Below are 16,115 nucleotides of genomic sequence, written 5' to 3'. Positions count from 1 at the left end.
ATAACTTTTAATTCGTCTTACATCGGTATGCTCGACCTACCATCCAATGGTCCGCTACGAAATCATTTTTGGGATTGCCTTCATAAGTTTGCTGATGTTGAGTCACTAAAACCCTGTTAGCACCTAATAGAGCTGCTTCATTTCTTAAGATATTTAATTCATCCTTAATCAAATGATCATGGGATTGATAGGATTGGCTCATGCCATTACGATCGGAGGCTCTGACTTCCCCTAAAAAAGCACAGGCTTTGGAAGGCTTACCTGATTGGAGAAGGGTCACTTTTTCTCCCTCAGGAGTTAACTTGGCATTATAAGAACAGCCCACAAGGAGTACAGAAACCATCAATAGGATGGTGCGTTTCATCTGAAAATGAATCATGAATTAATCCCTTCTTTTTATTATTTTATTCTCTAGTATCTCCCACCCAATGCCATTAAACAAGAGTGGTATATTAATTGACGAGGTAGAACAAAAAAACAGAAAAGCACGCTAATAGCGTGCTTAATGCACTGCAGTAAGACGACTGTTTTGTGTGTTTTCATTTTTTATTCGGCAATTTGATGAATACCCAAATCAATCGTATCGTTCCTTGTTGCAAGCATCGGATTATAGACACAAACGGAACCATTGATTTTTCTTTGCTTTGCCGCATAACACGCCAAATCCGCTTCTTTAATCACGCTATTCACTGAAGCCGAGTGAGGATTCATCTGAGTGATGCCAATGGAGCAGCCTAGATTAAGCTTCGATAAAATACCTTTTTTGAAGGATTGCTTAGCTACTGTAATAAGATTTTCTGCAATCTTTTTCGCTTCATCCAAGGAGATGTGTTCCATCACAGCGATGAACTCATCACCACCATAACGAGCCACAATATCATCCTTTCGCAATCGCTGCCTTAGGAGTTGTCCAAATGCTGCCAACGTGTTGTCTCCCACATCATGACCATAACGATCGTTAACCGCCTTAAATTTATCCATATCAATAAAAAGGACAATAACCCATCCATCACTGCTCTTAATTTGCTGAAACCGTGTGTTCAACATTTCAAAAAGAGTCTCTCTGTTATGGCAACCAGTCAGCGAATCGTATTTGACATGATGCCTTAATAGTTCATAGCGATTTTTTAAATCATCCATTACTTCCATCTTTTGAATGGTCTTAGTCATAAGACGACAAGACAAATAAACATAGGTAGCGCCTAATAAAAACACACTGCCATAAAAATAATTAAGACAATGGGGATCAACCAAGAGACCATAAAAAATACTGGCCGAATAACTTAGAATAAATGCGCCAATAAAAACAAGATAAACGAGCCACTGCCAACGATAATGGCTCGTTTGTTGCAGTACGCTTTTAATTAAATAGGCACCACCGATTAGAAAGACAATACCAACCACAATCATAATAGCTGGGAACACCATGATTTTGCCTTATGAACAACCGACTGCTTCCTATTAGTATAGATCTCTTTTGTTTTTTTTCTATTAACAACCGTTTTTTTCATCTTTTGTTCATAGCCTTATCCGTCGTAGTCTCAGCGCATTAACAATGACCGAAACAGAAGACAGTGCCATCGCTGCTGCTGCAATAATCGGACTTAAGAGTAAGCCAGTTAGTGGGTATAAAACCCCCGCAGCTAAGGGCACACCCAGTACATTATAAATAAATGCAAAGAAAAGATTTTGACGAATGTTGCTCATGGTCATTTCTGACAAACGACGCGCTTTAACGATGCCACGCAAATCCCCATGTAACAAGGTAATACCAGCGCTTTCGATGGCCACATCAGTACCCGTTCCCATGGCAATACCAATGTCCGCCTTTGCCAAGGCCGGGGCATCATTGACCCCATCACCCGCCATAGCAACCACTAAACCTTTGTCTCTTAATTCACTCACGATGCGGCTTTTATCTTCAGGCATGATTTCAGCCACTACTTTTTTAATACCAAGGGTACCTGCCACCGCTTCTGCTGTTTTCTTACTATCTCCGGTGAGCATAACCATTTCGATGCCGCTTTGCTGCAACTCACGTATTGTTTCAGGAGTAGTCGATTTAATGGGGTCTTCCACCACCAAAAGAGCAACCGTTTTACCATCCACTGCCATGAACATGACTGATGCGCCTTTGCTGCGAAGTTCATCGGCTTTTTCAAAAAGGGCAAGCTTATCACTGCCATACTCTTGCATTAATCGTGCATTACCAACGGCAATACGATGGCCATTTACTTTACCTATCACTCCCTTTCCAGTAGGTGCTTCAAAATCTTCAACCGTCCCCAATGACAATTGTTTTTCTTTTGCTGCCATGACAATGGCAGTGGCGAGCGGATGCTCACTTTGATGTTCGATGCTCGCCGCAAACGTCAAAATGGCCTCTTCATCAAACTCATCATCAGTGACAATACGCGTCAGTTTAGGACGCCCCTCCGTTAGGGTACCTGTTTTATCAACCACTAACGTATTGACCTTTTCCATGCGCTCCAAGCTTTCAGCATTTTTAATCAAAACGCCACTCTGAGCGCCTTTTCCCACTCCGACCATGATGGACATCGGTGTTGCTAAGCCTAACGCGCAAGGACACGCAATGATGAGTACGGAAACGGCAGCGATTAATCCATAGCTAAAGGCTGGCTGCGGGCCGAACAGTGCCCACAGAATGAAAGACAACACCGCAACCAAAATCACCGCCGGCACAAACCAACCTGAGACGGTATCCGCCAATCGCTGAATCGGCGCACGGCTTCGTTGCGCCTCACTGACCATTTGGACAATGCGTGCCAGCATGGTATCACTGCCCACATGCATGGCTTTCATGATAAAACTGCCTGTCTGATTGATTGTTGCACCAATCACTTTGGCGCCCGCTTCTTTTGTAACAGGAATAGGCTCGCCGGTCACCATGGATTCATCGATAAAACTTCGTCCTTCCAGCACTTCCCCATCCACCGGTATTTTTTCACCAGGACGAACACGAAGCTTATCGCCAACGTGCACCTTATCAAGAGATACCTCTTCTTCGCTGCCATCCTCTTTAATGCGATGGGCACTTTCAGGAGCTAATTTCAGCAAGGCACGGATGGCGCTGCCAGTTTGTTCTCGTGCTTTTAATTCCAGCACCTGCCCTAATAAGACCAGAGTCGTAATCACCGCCGCCGCCTCAAAATAAACAGCCACTGTGCCGAATTGACTGCGAAAGGCAAGGGGAAATATCCCAGGAAACAGAACAGCCACTACACTATAAGCCCAAGCCACCCCAATGCCCATGGCAATTAGAGTAAACATGTTTAATTGGCGCGTTTTTAGAGAGTGCCAACCACGCACAAAAAAAGGCCAACCACCCCACAATACCACAGGTGTGGCTAATAGCAATTGAATCCAGTTTGAGATATTGGCCGAGATGAAATGCCCAAATCCATGGGCTCCCATTTCCAACAATACAATAGGAAAAGTAAGAACCAACCCTACCCAAAATCGCCATCTCATGTCGAGGTACTCAGGGCTCGCTCCCTCCTCAGTAGTTATCGATTCCGGTTCTAAAGTCATACCACAAATCGGGCAAATGCCAGGGTTTGATTGGCGAATTTCTGGATGCATGGGACACGTATAGATAACGGCACCATCGGTTTTAGAAGCCGTGTCTTGCCGCTTGTGGAGGCCATGCTCTTTGTGAAAGCAAGCAGGTTCTTTGTCAGTATGGGTATGCCCTTGGTGATGGTCGTGTTTCATGGTTTGCCCTACCTGTTATGTGTGAGTACGCTTTGACTTGATTTACCGAGACAGCGAACAGGCTTAATGGCCAGCGCCGCCATGACCACCATGCCCGCCCGCGCTGTGTCCTCCATAGCCGCCATCGACCTCTTGGGAGCCATGCTTCACTGCTCCATCGCAGGAACTCAAAAAGAATAGTCCTCCGATTAACCCAATAAGCACTGCAATCATTCTAAAGGCTTTAAACATGGATTACTCCTTGTTAATAATCAACTTATTTAGCTTACTTTTTAAAGCGGCCAGTTTGTTTTTGACTAGAACTTCCACAGCCAAATCACTCACATCAATCGCATTGGTGACATGATGAATGGTATTACACGTGATAACTTGCACCCCTTTCATCTCAGATAATAAAGAATAAGCATCTTCTGCAAACAGCGCATGCACACCAATACAAACGATGGACTTGCCCCCTGCTTGTTGTAACTGCTTCACCGTCTCTACCATGGTTCTAGCGGTGGAAATGATGTCATCGACAAGCACGAGTGTCGAGGATTCGAGTTCAGGAATAGTGGGTACTGAAATAGTCACTTCTTTGTCACCACGCCGAATCTTTTCCAAAATCACATAGGGAAAACGACCTTTTTCTGCAATATCGGCAACCCACTGTTCACTTTCCATATCAGGACCAATTAGAATTGGCTTAGGAACATGATGTTTAATCCATGTAGCAATCATCGATGTGGCATGCAAAACAAAAGTGGGGATCGAGTAGATTTCATCTAACGAGTGATAACGGTGTAAATGCGGATCAATGCTCATCAACCAATCGAATGAACTGGATAACATCTGTGCAAAATAACGTGAAGTAATCCCCTCACCCTGATGAAAGCGTTTATCTTGACGTAGATAGGAAAGATAAGGAGCAATCAAGCCAACTTTTCGAGCCCCTAACTCTTTAGCCGTTTTGGCAAAAAACAACAAAGGGAGTATTTTTTCATCCGGCTCGTTTAAGCTGTCCACCACCATAAGACTGCGATTATTAACCTCTGAATTGATTTTTAAGTACCACTCCGTGTCTGGAAAGCGATGAAAAGTCACATCCCCCACGTCCACTTGCAGAACTTCTTGTAATCGTCTGGCGATTTCTGATGAGTCAAATAATGAAAATAATAAGGGCTTCAAGGGCTTTCTCCTAAAAGAATTACGTCTTGTTTGTCACGTAAAACATCACAGGCGTAATGGAGCTCCCCTGAAGACTCCGAATGAATTGTAAACAAAGGCTCACCTTGTTCAACGGATTCGCCGACATGGACATGGAGGTCAATACCCGCCGATTTCGATTTTGGCGCACCAGCAAGCTTGGCAATTTTTGCAAGCTTTCGATTATCAATGAGGGAGACTTTTCCTGCCTTTGCAGCCACAACAGGATGAGTAAAACGTGCCTTTGTCAATTCCCTCATCCCACCCTGAGCCTCACAAATGGCCTGAAATTTCTTAAAGGCTTGTCCACTTTCCAATAATTGCTTCGCAATGGATTTCCCTAAACCCGGTTGTACTTTCGAAGAACACTCTAACGCAGCACCCGCAAGCGTCAACGCTCGTTCACGCAAATCATTGGGTGCATCAGGCAATCCTTGCAACACCGCCAATACATCGCGAGCTTCTAATGATGGGCCAATGCCATATCCTACCGGTTGTGAACCATCGGTCAATAAAGTATGGACAACAAGCCCTAACTCGTTACCTACCTCCTCAAGCAATTGTTTCAGAAGGAGCGCCATAGACTGATTCCTGACTTTGGCAGTAGGTCCTACGGGAATATCAATGACCGCATGTGTAGCACCTGTTGCAATTTTTTTAGAAAGAATGGAAGCTACTAATTGCCCTTCACTATCTAAATCAATAGCTCGTTCCACACGGATGAGCACGTCATCAGCAGGACTTAAACTCACAGCCCCACCCCATACGATACAGCCGTTTTCTTGTTCAACCACTTGGCGCATCTTTTGGGGACTTAAGTGGACTGGAGCTAAAGTCTCCATGGTATCCGCAGTCCCCGCAGGTGATGTAATGGCACGCGACGACGTTTTAGGTATCATCAACCCAAAGGCAGCCACGATGGGAACCACAATCAGAGTGGTGCGATTTCCAGGCAATCCTCCCACACAATGTTTATCAACGACCAGAGGTGAAGGCCAAGATAAGCGATCACCACTATCAATCATGGCTTTGGTGAGCTTCATCACTTCCGTACTGGTTAGACGTCCTGAGGCACTTGCCGCTAGAAAAGCGGAGATTTGTACATCAGAAAGACGACCGCTTAACACATCATCAATGATGACCTTCATTTGTTCATAAGACAGTTCTTTGCCATAAATCTTGGTATGCACATAGCTTAAGGATTCCAAGGGTTTTGGATGGGAGACCTGAATTTCATCGCCTTCTTTGGCATGTAAAGACTCCCAGGCGTAATCCGACAAACCAGCCTCACCAGGCTGAAGTAGCTCTGAGGTCACCACATTAAGAGTGGCTATAATAGAGCGCTGACCTAAAGTCACTTGGATACGGGTCTGTACTTCGAATCCTTCCGAATGACAAACATGACAATCCTCGCGCATGTAAATAATAGCTTCGTGATAGGTTTTAATCCCTAAATGTTTTAACCGAAGCCCATGAGAGGTTTGCTTACTCACCACAATTCCTCCGTTTGCAGATAAGAAGGAATGGTGCAAGAAAAACCTAATTGCTTCTCAATCTTCTGTTTTAGCGATTGGGCGCTGTGAGGCTCCCCATGGGTGATAAAAACCTTTTTAGGCGGATTAGTCAAATGAGTTAGCCATTCTAACAATTCCGGGTAGTCGGCATGAGCCGATGTACTGCTCATGACTACGACCTTAGCTTGTATCGGAATAAAACTCCCGTGAATTTTGACTTGCTTCTCCCCATTCACAATTCGAGCACCACGAGTGCCACCCGCCTGAAAGCCAGTAAAAAGTAGGGTATTTTTAGGATTAGGCGCAAAGGCTTTTAAATGATGCAGAATGCGGCCGCCTTGCGCCATGCCGCTGGCCGCTATGATGATTTGCGGCATGTGATGACGGTCAATCTCCTTGGACTCCTCAGGTGTGTTCACATAGGTGGCAACATGGCATAGTCCACGACATTGTTCTGCAGTTAAATGGTGGTCTTCTTTATAAGTGCAGAGTAAATGAGTGGCATCAATGGCCATGGGGCTGTCTAAAAAGACAGGAAGGTCTTTGGTAATTTGCCCTTGTCGTTTCAGTTCATAAATAAAATAAAGAAGACTTTGCGCACGCCCTACTGCAAACGCAGGAATAACGACTGAGCCCCCTCGTTTAACGGTTTGATTAATCACCTGAGCCATTTGAGGCAAAGGATCTGTGGCATCATGCAATCGGTCACCATAGGTGGACTCCATCACCAGATAATCCGTTTCTTGAATGAAGGCAGGGGCTTTCATAACGGGATCATAAGGACGGCCAATGTCTCCAGTAAATACAATGGAACCTTTTTGGGTTTTTATTTTGACCATGGCCGCACCCACAATGTGACCAGCACGATGATACACAAAACTGAAATCATGGAATAATTGATGCGGGGTATCAAAATCAATGGTTTCAAAATACTGCAATGCAGTATGAGCTTCTTTTTCAGTATAAAGAGGAAGAGCAGGTTGGTGTTTGGAGAATCCATACTTATTGGCCAAGCGGGCTTCTTCTTCCTGCAGATGACCACTGTCGGGTAACAAAATGGAACACAGTGCTTTGGTACCCGGTGTTGCATAAATTTTGCCTTGGAATCCATTTTTGACGAGCAAGGGAAGATAACCCGTATGGTCAATATGCGCATGAGTGATAATCACCGCATCGATATCATGGGGGTCAATAGGTAAAGGAGCCCAGTTGCGTAATCGTAATTCTTTATAGCCTTGAAAAAGACCGCAATCAATCAGGATTTTTTTAGAACCGACGGTCAAAAGATATTTAGAACCAGTAACCGTCTCAGTTGCTCCTAAAAAAGTTAATTTCATCTTGCCTCCGTTAAGTCTGCTGTTTTTTTCAAATCCATTTGGCCCCGCCACATCACATAAACCACAGGAATCACAATTAAGGTCAGCAGTAGCGCTGAAAAAACCCCACCGACCATAGGAGCGGCAAGACGCTTCATCACATCGGCTCCAATGCCTGTAGCCCACATCACCGGTAATAGGCCAATGATGTTAGCAAGACCCGCCATAGCCATGGGACGAATGCGGGAGACTGCACATTGTTGCACCATCTGAATCAAATCGGACAAGGTTCTGAGCCCCCCTTTTTCCTTTTGTTCATGGTAATCGGAATCAAGGTAAGCGAGCATCACAGCACTGGTTTCAGCAGCAACTCCTGCAAGCGCTATCATCCCTACCCAAACCGCAATACTCATGTTATACCCTAATACATAAAGCAGTAAAAAGCCGCCAAATAAAGCAAAGGGAACGCCTAGCATCACCATTAAAGTCTCAGTGATGGTGCGGAAGGTAAAGTAAAATAAAACAAAAATAATAGCTAAGGTCAGTGGCACAAAAATTTTAAGTCGCTCATAAACCCGTTGCATGAACTCATATTGTCCCGACCAGGCCAATGTATAACCTGGAGGCAATTTCACTTTGACTTTGACTGCTTGCTTTAGCTCCTCCACATAGCCGCCAATGTCTCGGCCGCTGATGTCAATGAAGACATAACCCGCCAACATGCCATTCTCATCGCGAACCATGGCAGGTCCTGAACGAAAAGTTAGCGTCACCAATTGCGCGATGGGTACCTCCGCACCACTGGGTGTTTTGACTAAAATACGATTGAGCTTGTCGGGGTCATCGCGCAATTCTCGCAAATAACGCACATTCACTGGGTAGCGCTCACGCCCCTCGATCGTGGTGGCAATGTTTTCACCACCCACGGCCGATTCAATGATGCGATTAACGTCCATAATGGTTAAACCATAGCGAGCCAACTGGTCCCGATTAATTTGAAAATCAAGGAAGTAGCCTCCAGCCACCCGCTCGGCATAAACCGTACTGGTGCCCTTTACTTCTTTGGCCACCATTTCAATTTCTTTGCCAATGGCTTCAATTTTTTTAATGTCGGGGCCAAAAATTTTTATTCCTACAGCAGTCCGAATTCCTGTGGTGAGCATGTCATTACGCGCTTTAATGGGCATGGTCCAAGCATTACTCACACCTGGGAATTGCAACGCTTCATCCATCTCTTTCACCAGGCTTTCATAAGTCACTCCTTTGCGCCAAAATTCTTTAGGCTTTAACTCCACAATCACCTCCATCATATTAAATGGAGAAGGGTCGGTAGACGTTTCGGCTCTTCCCGTCTTGCCAAAAACGTGTGCCACCTCTGGAAATGCTTTTAATTTCTTATCCATTTCTTGAAGCAAAGCCGTCGCTTGCGTCACCGAAATACCCGGTAAAGTAACCGGCATATACAAAATCGTCCCTTCATAAAGAGGGGGCATGAATTCAGAGCCAATGAGTTTATAAAGAGGAATGGTGGCCATAGCCAATACAATGGCAATTCCCATTACGAACTTGCGATACCTCAAAGCAAGCTTCAACACGGGCGCGTACATGGTTTGCATCAAGCGAGTAATCGGATGTTTTTGTTCAGGGATAATTCGACCACGCACCAAAAGAGGCAATAGGACAGGAATTAAGGTGATGGCAAGTAAAGCACTCATGAAAATGGCCAAATTCTTAGTATAAGCCAAGGGCGAAAACAGCCGCCCTTCTTGAGCTTCCAAGGTAAAAACGGGCATGAAGGAGATGGCAATGACCAAAAGGGATGAAAAAATGGCAGGCCCCACCTCTTTCGCCGAATCGATTAACACCTGGGTGCGATCACCTGGGCTTCCTTTTGCTTCCCAATCCGCTAAGCGTTTATGGGCATTATCGACCATGATGATGGCCGCATCGACCATATCGCCAATGGCGACAATAATGCCTCCGATGGACATGATATTCAGTCCGACATGTAAGAAATAAATGGGGATAAACGAAATCAAAATCGCCAGCGGCAAAGTAATAATAGGAATCAATGCCGAGCGAAAATGCCCTAAAAACACAATAATGAGTAACCCAACCACCACCAGTTCTTCAATCAAGTTCCAATTGGCCGTGGAAATCGCTTCCCGGATTAAATGACTTCGGTCATACACAGGAACCATTTTTATCCCTTCCGGGATTGCCGAAGCTAATTCTTTCAATTTATCCTTGATGCGACCAATCACTTGCAGCACGTCTTCACCAAAGCGCATGATGACAATGCCACCCACGGCTTCGCCTTGGCCATTTAAATCGACCACCCCGCGGCGCATGTCCGAGCCAAGCTGAACAGTCGCTACATCACGTAATAAAATCGGTGTGCCATTGGCATTGGTGCCCACGGCAATTTTTTCAATATCCTCAGTAGACTTAATGTATCCGCGACCACGAATCATGTACTCCACGCCCGAAAACTCAATGACTCGACCACCGGTGTCGTTATTACTCATACGAATTTTTTCAACAATCTCAGGAACCGATAGGTTGTAGGCAAGGACTTTGACTGGATCCAAATTGACTTGGTATTGCTTGACAAAACCTCCCACACTGGCTACTTCAGACACCCCAGGAACCGCTCTTAACCAATAGCGCAAATACCAATCCTGAAATGTGCGTAACTCAGCCAGGTTATGCTTGCCATTGTCATCCACCAAGCCGTATTGATAAATCCAACCCACCGGTGTCGCATCAGGGCCCAATTGAGGAGTCACTCCTTCGGGCAATTTTCCAGACAGCTGACTCATGTATTCCAAGACCCGACTTCGCGCCCAATAAATATCCGTACCATCCTCAAAAATGATGTAGACATAAGAAAAGCCAAAATCAGAAAATCCCCGCACAGCTACTACTTTTGGTGCTGACAACAATGCAGTTACAATAGGATACGTGACTTGATCTTCGATGAGATCGGGCGAACGTCCCATCCAGGTCGTATACACAATGACCTGAGTGTCTGAAATGTCAGGCAATGCGTCCATACGGGTATTCTTCAAGGCCATATAGCCCATGAAAGAAAACCCGAGCACAAAAAGCAACACAATAAAACGATTGCGTGCACAAAACTCAATAATCCGTTCAACCATAAAATCCCTTTATTCCAAGGCCAAATCACGCCTCTTTATTAGAGCTTCTTTCCTATTGTAGAGGCTCGGTAAGAAAGTCTATTGATGTTGCATACCTCCCATGGCCGCTTTCAACTGGCTCTCTGAGTCAATGAGGAAATTGGCAGACGTAATAATTTGATCGCCCTCTTTAACCCCTTTGATTATCTCAAGCAAATCCCCTGCCCTAACCCCTAAGGTCACGTCCCGCCATTCAATTTTGCCATTGCCATGGTAAATAAACACCACTGCGCGCTCACCTGTGAGTAGAACAGCATTTTTAGGGACCACAAGACGTTCACCCAAAGGTACTTTGAGTTCCAGATTCACATACATGCCCGGTTTTAATTGCTCCTTCTGGTTGTCCACTTCAAAGCGAACCTTGGCTGTACGTGTTTTCATGTCAATCGTAGGGTAGATAAAATCAAGCTTGGCCTTAAATAATTCATTGGGCAAGTAGGTAAGGGTCAAATCAGCCATTTGACCAAGACGAATATAAGGAAGCTCATATTCGTAAATGTCCCCTAAAACCCACAAGCGTGATAAATCAGCAATGGTATAGAGTTCATCTCCTGGCTCAATGCGCATGCCCACCAGCGCCATTTTTTTAAGAACCGTACCTTGGATGGGGGAATGAATCGTCATCGTCCGAGTGATTTTGCCCGTACGTCTTAATTGCTCAATGTCTTTTTCGGAAATCCCCCACAGCAACAACCTTTGGTGGGCTGCTTGAAAAGCAGACTGCGCACCACGAGCCGCACTCGATGTCGTATTTTTGCTTAATATTTTTTGGGCATTAAGGGCGAGCAAATATTCTTGCTGGGTGGCGACCAATTCAGGACTGTAAACGGTAAAAAGAGCTTGGTCTGCTTTGACTTTTTCTCCGGTAAAATTAATGAATAAGTTCTCAATCCACCCATCAAAGCGTACATGAATATGGGCAACACGCCGCTCATCGGCTTCAACACGCCCCACGGTACGGATTATTTTTTCAACCACTTGGCGACGCACCGGCTCTGACGTAATGCCAATGGCTTGTAAACGAGCCGGATCAATCACAATCTCATTTCCTTGAGTGGACTGTTTCATGTCCATCTTGCCATGATTATCCATGGCCTGTTGCGCCTGAGTTACCTGCAACAACGAAAGTAAACTCAAAATAACCGCACTCTTGATTATTAACTTAAAATTCATAAGAACGTCCCTGTGCTTTCTTCGATTTGCGCGATCGCTTTTTCATGTTCAGCAAGTTCACCGTGCCATTCCAATTCATTTTCTTGCAGCGTCAATAAATTATTCAGCATCGTTAAGAAATCCACTTTACCCACGCCGTAGGTGGCTTGCGATGAAGTAAATGTTAAAGTGGCTTGTGGAATGATGGTATGTTGAATCAGATGAATGAGTTTTGCCGAGCGCTCTGCCAACAAATAGGCATTTTTCACTTGAAAGGAAAGCATACGATAGGTGGTCTGCAAATCCTCAATATCCGCATTATACCGCGCAAGTGATTCGCGCACGGCATGATTTTGCTTTTGCATGAAATAAAGTGGAACCGTTGCTTTTAACAACACTTGATAGCCTTTGGTGTGCATTCCCGTATCATGAAGTCGTCCCCCTTCGATTTCCACATCCGGGAAATACTCCATTTTACTTAAGCGGATGGCTTGTCGTCCTTTTTGAACAGCACGTTGCTGCATGATTAATTGCGGTGCTCGGCTCTTAACGAGCGTGTAAAAATACTCTAAATTATGCCCCATTGGCGTTACAGGAAGCACTGCTGGTGTATGGATTGTAATTTCTAAGGAACGATTTAAAAGGCGATTGATATCCGCCTGCAGGGATCCCCGTTGTTGCTTTAAGATGACTAAACGCATCAGTAGACGAGAAATCTCAGTTTGGGCACGATAAATATCTTGTTGGGGTGTTTTCCCTACACTGTAATTGGCTTCGGAACTCTTTTCCATTTCATGAAGAAGTTCCTGGTTTCTTTGTACGATCTCGATGGATTTATTGACAAAATAAAGATCGTAATAGAGCCGTTTTAATTCAGCAATGACGGCGAAACTAGTGGCTTGGTATTCTGCTTCCGCTCTTTTGGCCTCGAGCGTTGCTATCCTTCCTCGCACAATGAGTTTGCCAGGAAAAGGAATTTCTTGTTGGCCACCCAACATTTGCTCGCGTCTTGGATCCACATCCATAGGGATATTCTCAGACATGTTGATGTACCCTGCATTAAGCTTCGGATCGGGTAACGCTTTTGCCTGTGGAATCACATGGATTGCTGCCAGTAGTCGGTCGCGTGCCGCACGAATTTGAGGGTTGTTTTGAGTGGCCTCATTGATTAGCTGCGATAAAGCAGGCGGTGTCTTGGCATAAGATACTGGCCCTGCAAAACAACAGAAACCTAAGAGAATAGTCCAAATCATTTTTTTAGCACTAAAATGCTTCATTGGGTGCCTTCCTTAGCCGTTTCTGAGCTTCTATCACTAACAAAGGCACCATGCCTAATAGAATCCAAACCAGGCATTGGGTGAATGAGACCGGTTGTATCCCAAATAATTCGCGCAATACCGGGATATGATGAATCAAGACCTGCAGGGAAAAACTGATGCTCACAATAAAAAAGAGTCTTAAATTGGAAAACAATCCTACTTGCCAAATATTTTTGGTGTCGCTTCGCGCTCCAAAGGCCCATAAAAGCTCGGCGGTTACTAAAACAGAAAAGGCCGCATCTTGGGCTTGAATTAAATCCTTATCGATTAAATATTCATAAGCAAACACACTAAGGATTACTAAAGCCTTTAAACAACCCACAAAGGTTACTCGTTTGAAAAACGCCATATCCATCATGGATTTTTGCGTGGCTCTGGGTGGACGATTCAAAATCCCTGGCTCTGACATATCGGTAGCTAAGCCAATGGCCGGCAAACCATCGGTTACTAAGTTAATCCATAATAATTGGATAGGAAGCAACGGCAATGGCCAGCCGATTAAAAGTGCTACAAACACAACCAGTAACTCCCCACTATTGCCTGCTAATAAATAGGCAAGCGTTTTGGCAATGTTATCGTAAATCGTGCGACCTTCTTCAATACCTGCCACAATCGAGGTGAAGTTATTGTCCATGACGATGATGTCAGAGGCTTCCTTAGTTACAGCAGTCCCTGTTTTCCCCATGGCAATGCCCACCGAAGCTTCTCTTAAAGCAGGCGCATCATTCACCCCATCGCCTGTCATCGCCACCACCATTTGTTGTTTTTTCCAGGCCCGTACGATTTTTAATTTATGCTCCGCAGTCACACGAGCATAGACAGCAATGTCTTTGACGCAATGGTTAAATTCTTCCTCCGACATGTTTTCAAGTTCATTGCCAGTGAGCAATCGGTCACCTGCCTCCAAAATGCCAAGCTCTTTGGCAATGGCTCTTGCCGTATCAGGATGGTCTCCTGTAATCATCACTGGTTTAATACCAGCCTTTTTACAGCGACTGATGGATTCCTTGCTACTCGCATGAGGTGGGTCCTGAAGACCAATAAGACCTAAAAACACCAGGTTATGTTCAATCTCTTCCTCTTCTTCTAAAGTTGTAGGCTCTAATTGGCGCTTCGCAAAAGCTAACAGTCGCAATGCTTCGCTGGCCATGAGTTCACAGGATTGTTTCATGCGCGCCTTATCATTCGGCGTTACTTTTTTAATGCCTGTTTTGGTTAAAATATGGGTGCAGCGCTCCAAGATAATTTCTGGTGCCCCCTTCACAAAAGCGATGTGTTCATGGTCTTGTCGACACACGACCGTCATGCGTTTGCGTTCGGAGCTAAAGGGTAACTCTTTGATGCGAGGATAAGAGGCTTGCAGTTCCCCTTGCCAAACGCCTCCTTTGGCTGCTGCAACCAAAAGGGCCACTTCAGTTGGGTCTCCCACAGTAGCTACCTGTCCATCTTGGCTCTCAAAACTCGCGTTATTGCAAGCCACCATCGCATGCAAAGTAGCTTGCAACAACGGGTCTTCTGACACATTAATTTCTTGACCTTGAAGAGTAAATCCTCCCGAGAGGTTATAGCCTTCTCCATGAATACTATAAACATCACTTGCTGTCACAAGCTGACGTGCGGTCATTTCACCCACGGTTAATGTTCCTGTTTTATCCGTGCAAATGACTTGTAAACAGCCGAGTGTTTCAACCGCCGATAATCGCCTTACCAGTACGGCACGCCGTACCATACGTTGCACGCCGAGTGCTAAAGCCACCGTTACTACGGCAGGCAAGCCTTCAGGAATTGCAGCCACTGCAAGACTGACTGAACTCATGAATAAGCTGAATAGAGAGATATTACGTAAAAGACCTAAGCCAAAAATGGCAATGATAATGAAAAAGCAAAGCCACAATAGACGAGAACCCACTTGATTGAGTTTTTTCTGCAAAGGCGTTTCATCACGAGACGCTTCACCCAGCATTTTGGCAATGTGCCCCATTTCCGTTTGCATACCAGTCGCCACGACAAGCGCGCGACCGGTGCCATCGGCTATAGAGGTGCCCATAAACACCATGTTTTTACGATCGGCTAGAGGCGTCTCGGCAGTGCAAACATCCAGATTTTTAGCAACGGGTATCGACTCACCCGTGAGTGGCGCCTCATTAACCTTAAGCGCTGATAATTCAAAAAGGCGAGCATCGGCAGCGATTAAATCACCGCTTTCAAAAAGAAGAATATCACCTGGTACGATATCAGAAGCGGCTATCACCTTCGCATGGCCATCGCGAAGCACTGTTGCTTTGGGAGCAGCCATTTGCTGAAGCGCAAGCATTGCCCTATCAGCGCGATATTCCAAAAAAAATCCGATGATGGCATTTAAAATGACAATGGCCAAAATGGCAATGGCATCGGCTTTTTCATCCAACAAAAAAGACACAACAACAGCACCTAAAAGTACCCAAATCACCACACTTGCAAATTGCTGCAAAAAAATGACGAAAGGGGATGTTTTTTTCTGTTGACTCAGCAGGTTAGGTCCTACTTCTTTTAGCCGCTGTTCTGCTACTTTTTCAGATAGTCCTAAAGATAAGTCGGTTTGAAACAACAACACCATATCTGCAGGTGCTTTTTCGTGCCATTGTTCTGCCATGACAGCCATCCTTTGCATTCGCCCGTCCACTATGATGTGGTGCGCATCATTTTATCTCAATT

The 16,115-nt window shown here is 45.1% G+C and carries 11 protein-coding genes; all 11 read right to left on the bottom strand.

Annotation, left to right across the window (positions count from 1 at the left end; genetic code table 11):
• Positions 1 to 7 precede the first annotated feature (7 nt).
• The 11 genes from Lgra_RS15345 to Lgra_RS15300 all read right to left on the bottom strand — a co-directional run bounded on the left by Lgra_RS15345 (position 8) and on the right by Lgra_RS15300 (position 16,053).
• Positions 8 to 379, bottom strand: a complete 372-nt coding sequence (locus tag Lgra_RS15345) for a DUF4156 domain-containing protein (protein ID WP_013101324.1) — start codon at positions 377 to 379, stop codon at positions 8 to 10.
• A gap of 167 nt (positions 380 to 546) precedes the next feature.
• Positions 547 to 1,428: a GGDEF domain-containing protein gene (locus Lgra_RS15340; RefSeq protein ID WP_014843655.1), complete on the bottom strand. Its 882-nt coding sequence runs from the start codon at positions 1,426 to 1,428 to the stop codon at positions 547 to 549.
• Between the two features lie 90 nt (positions 1,429 to 1,518).
• The gene (locus Lgra_RS15335) at positions 1,519 to 3,735 is read right to left on the bottom strand and encodes a copper-transporting P-type ATPase (protein WP_014843654.1); all 2,217 of its coding nucleotides are present in this window, start codon (positions 3,733 to 3,735) and stop codon (positions 1,519 to 1,521) included.
• A 63-nt stretch (positions 3,736 to 3,798) separates the two neighbouring features.
• Positions 3,799 to 3,966, bottom strand: a complete 168-nt coding sequence (locus tag Lgra_RS18030) for a hypothetical protein (protein WP_014843653.1) — start codon at positions 3,964 to 3,966, stop codon at positions 3,799 to 3,801.
• Between the two features lie 3 nt (positions 3,967 to 3,969).
• Positions 3,970 to 4,902 carry a ribose-phosphate pyrophosphokinase gene (locus tag Lgra_RS15330; protein ID WP_014843652.1) on the bottom strand — a complete coding sequence of 311 codons (933 nt, stop codon included), beginning with the start codon at positions 4,900 to 4,902 and terminating at the stop codon, positions 3,970 to 3,972.
• Positions 4,899 to 6,413, bottom strand: coding sequence for a thymidine phosphorylase family protein (locus Lgra_RS15325; RefSeq protein WP_014843651.1), 1,515 nt, complete (start codon positions 6,411 to 6,413; stop codon positions 4,899 to 4,901). Before Lgra_RS15325 ends, Lgra_RS15330 begins: the two co-directional genes overlap by 4 nt.
• Complete coding sequence (locus Lgra_RS15320) at positions 6,410 to 7,771, bottom strand: MBL fold metallo-hydrolase RNA specificity domain-containing protein (protein WP_014843650.1); 1,362 nt, start codon at positions 7,769 to 7,771, stop codon at positions 6,410 to 6,412. The genes Lgra_RS15325 and Lgra_RS15320 overlap by 4 nt, the downstream gene beginning before the upstream one ends.
• Positions 7,768 to 10,911, bottom strand: a complete 3,144-nt coding sequence (locus Lgra_RS15315) for an efflux RND transporter permease subunit (RefSeq protein ID WP_014843649.1) — start codon at positions 10,909 to 10,911, stop codon at positions 7,768 to 7,770. The genes Lgra_RS15320 and Lgra_RS15315 overlap by 4 nt, the downstream gene beginning before the upstream one ends.
• A gap of 78 nt (positions 10,912 to 10,989) precedes the next feature.
• Positions 10,990 to 12,123 carry an efflux RND transporter periplasmic adaptor subunit gene (locus Lgra_RS15310; protein WP_014843648.1) on the bottom strand — a complete coding sequence of 378 codons (1,134 nt, stop codon included), beginning with the start codon at positions 12,121 to 12,123 and terminating at the stop codon, positions 10,990 to 10,992.
• Positions 12,120 to 13,379, bottom strand: coding sequence for a TolC family protein (locus Lgra_RS15305; RefSeq protein ID WP_027219595.1), 1,260 nt, complete (start codon positions 13,377 to 13,379; stop codon positions 12,120 to 12,122). The genes Lgra_RS15310 and Lgra_RS15305 overlap by 4 nt, the downstream gene beginning before the upstream one ends.
• Complete coding sequence (locus tag Lgra_RS15300) at positions 13,366 to 16,053, bottom strand: cation-translocating P-type ATPase (protein WP_027219596.1); 2,688 nt, start codon at positions 16,051 to 16,053, stop codon at positions 13,366 to 13,368. The genes Lgra_RS15305 and Lgra_RS15300 overlap by 14 nt, the downstream gene beginning before the upstream one ends.
• Between the last annotated feature and the right edge of the window lie 62 nt (positions 16,054 to 16,115).

This window comes from Legionella gratiana (genome assembly GCF_001467695.1).
Lineage (GTDB): Bacteria > Pseudomonadota > Gammaproteobacteria > Legionellales > Legionellaceae > Legionella > Legionella gratiana.
This window is presented reverse-complemented; position numbering and strand designations above follow the sequence as displayed.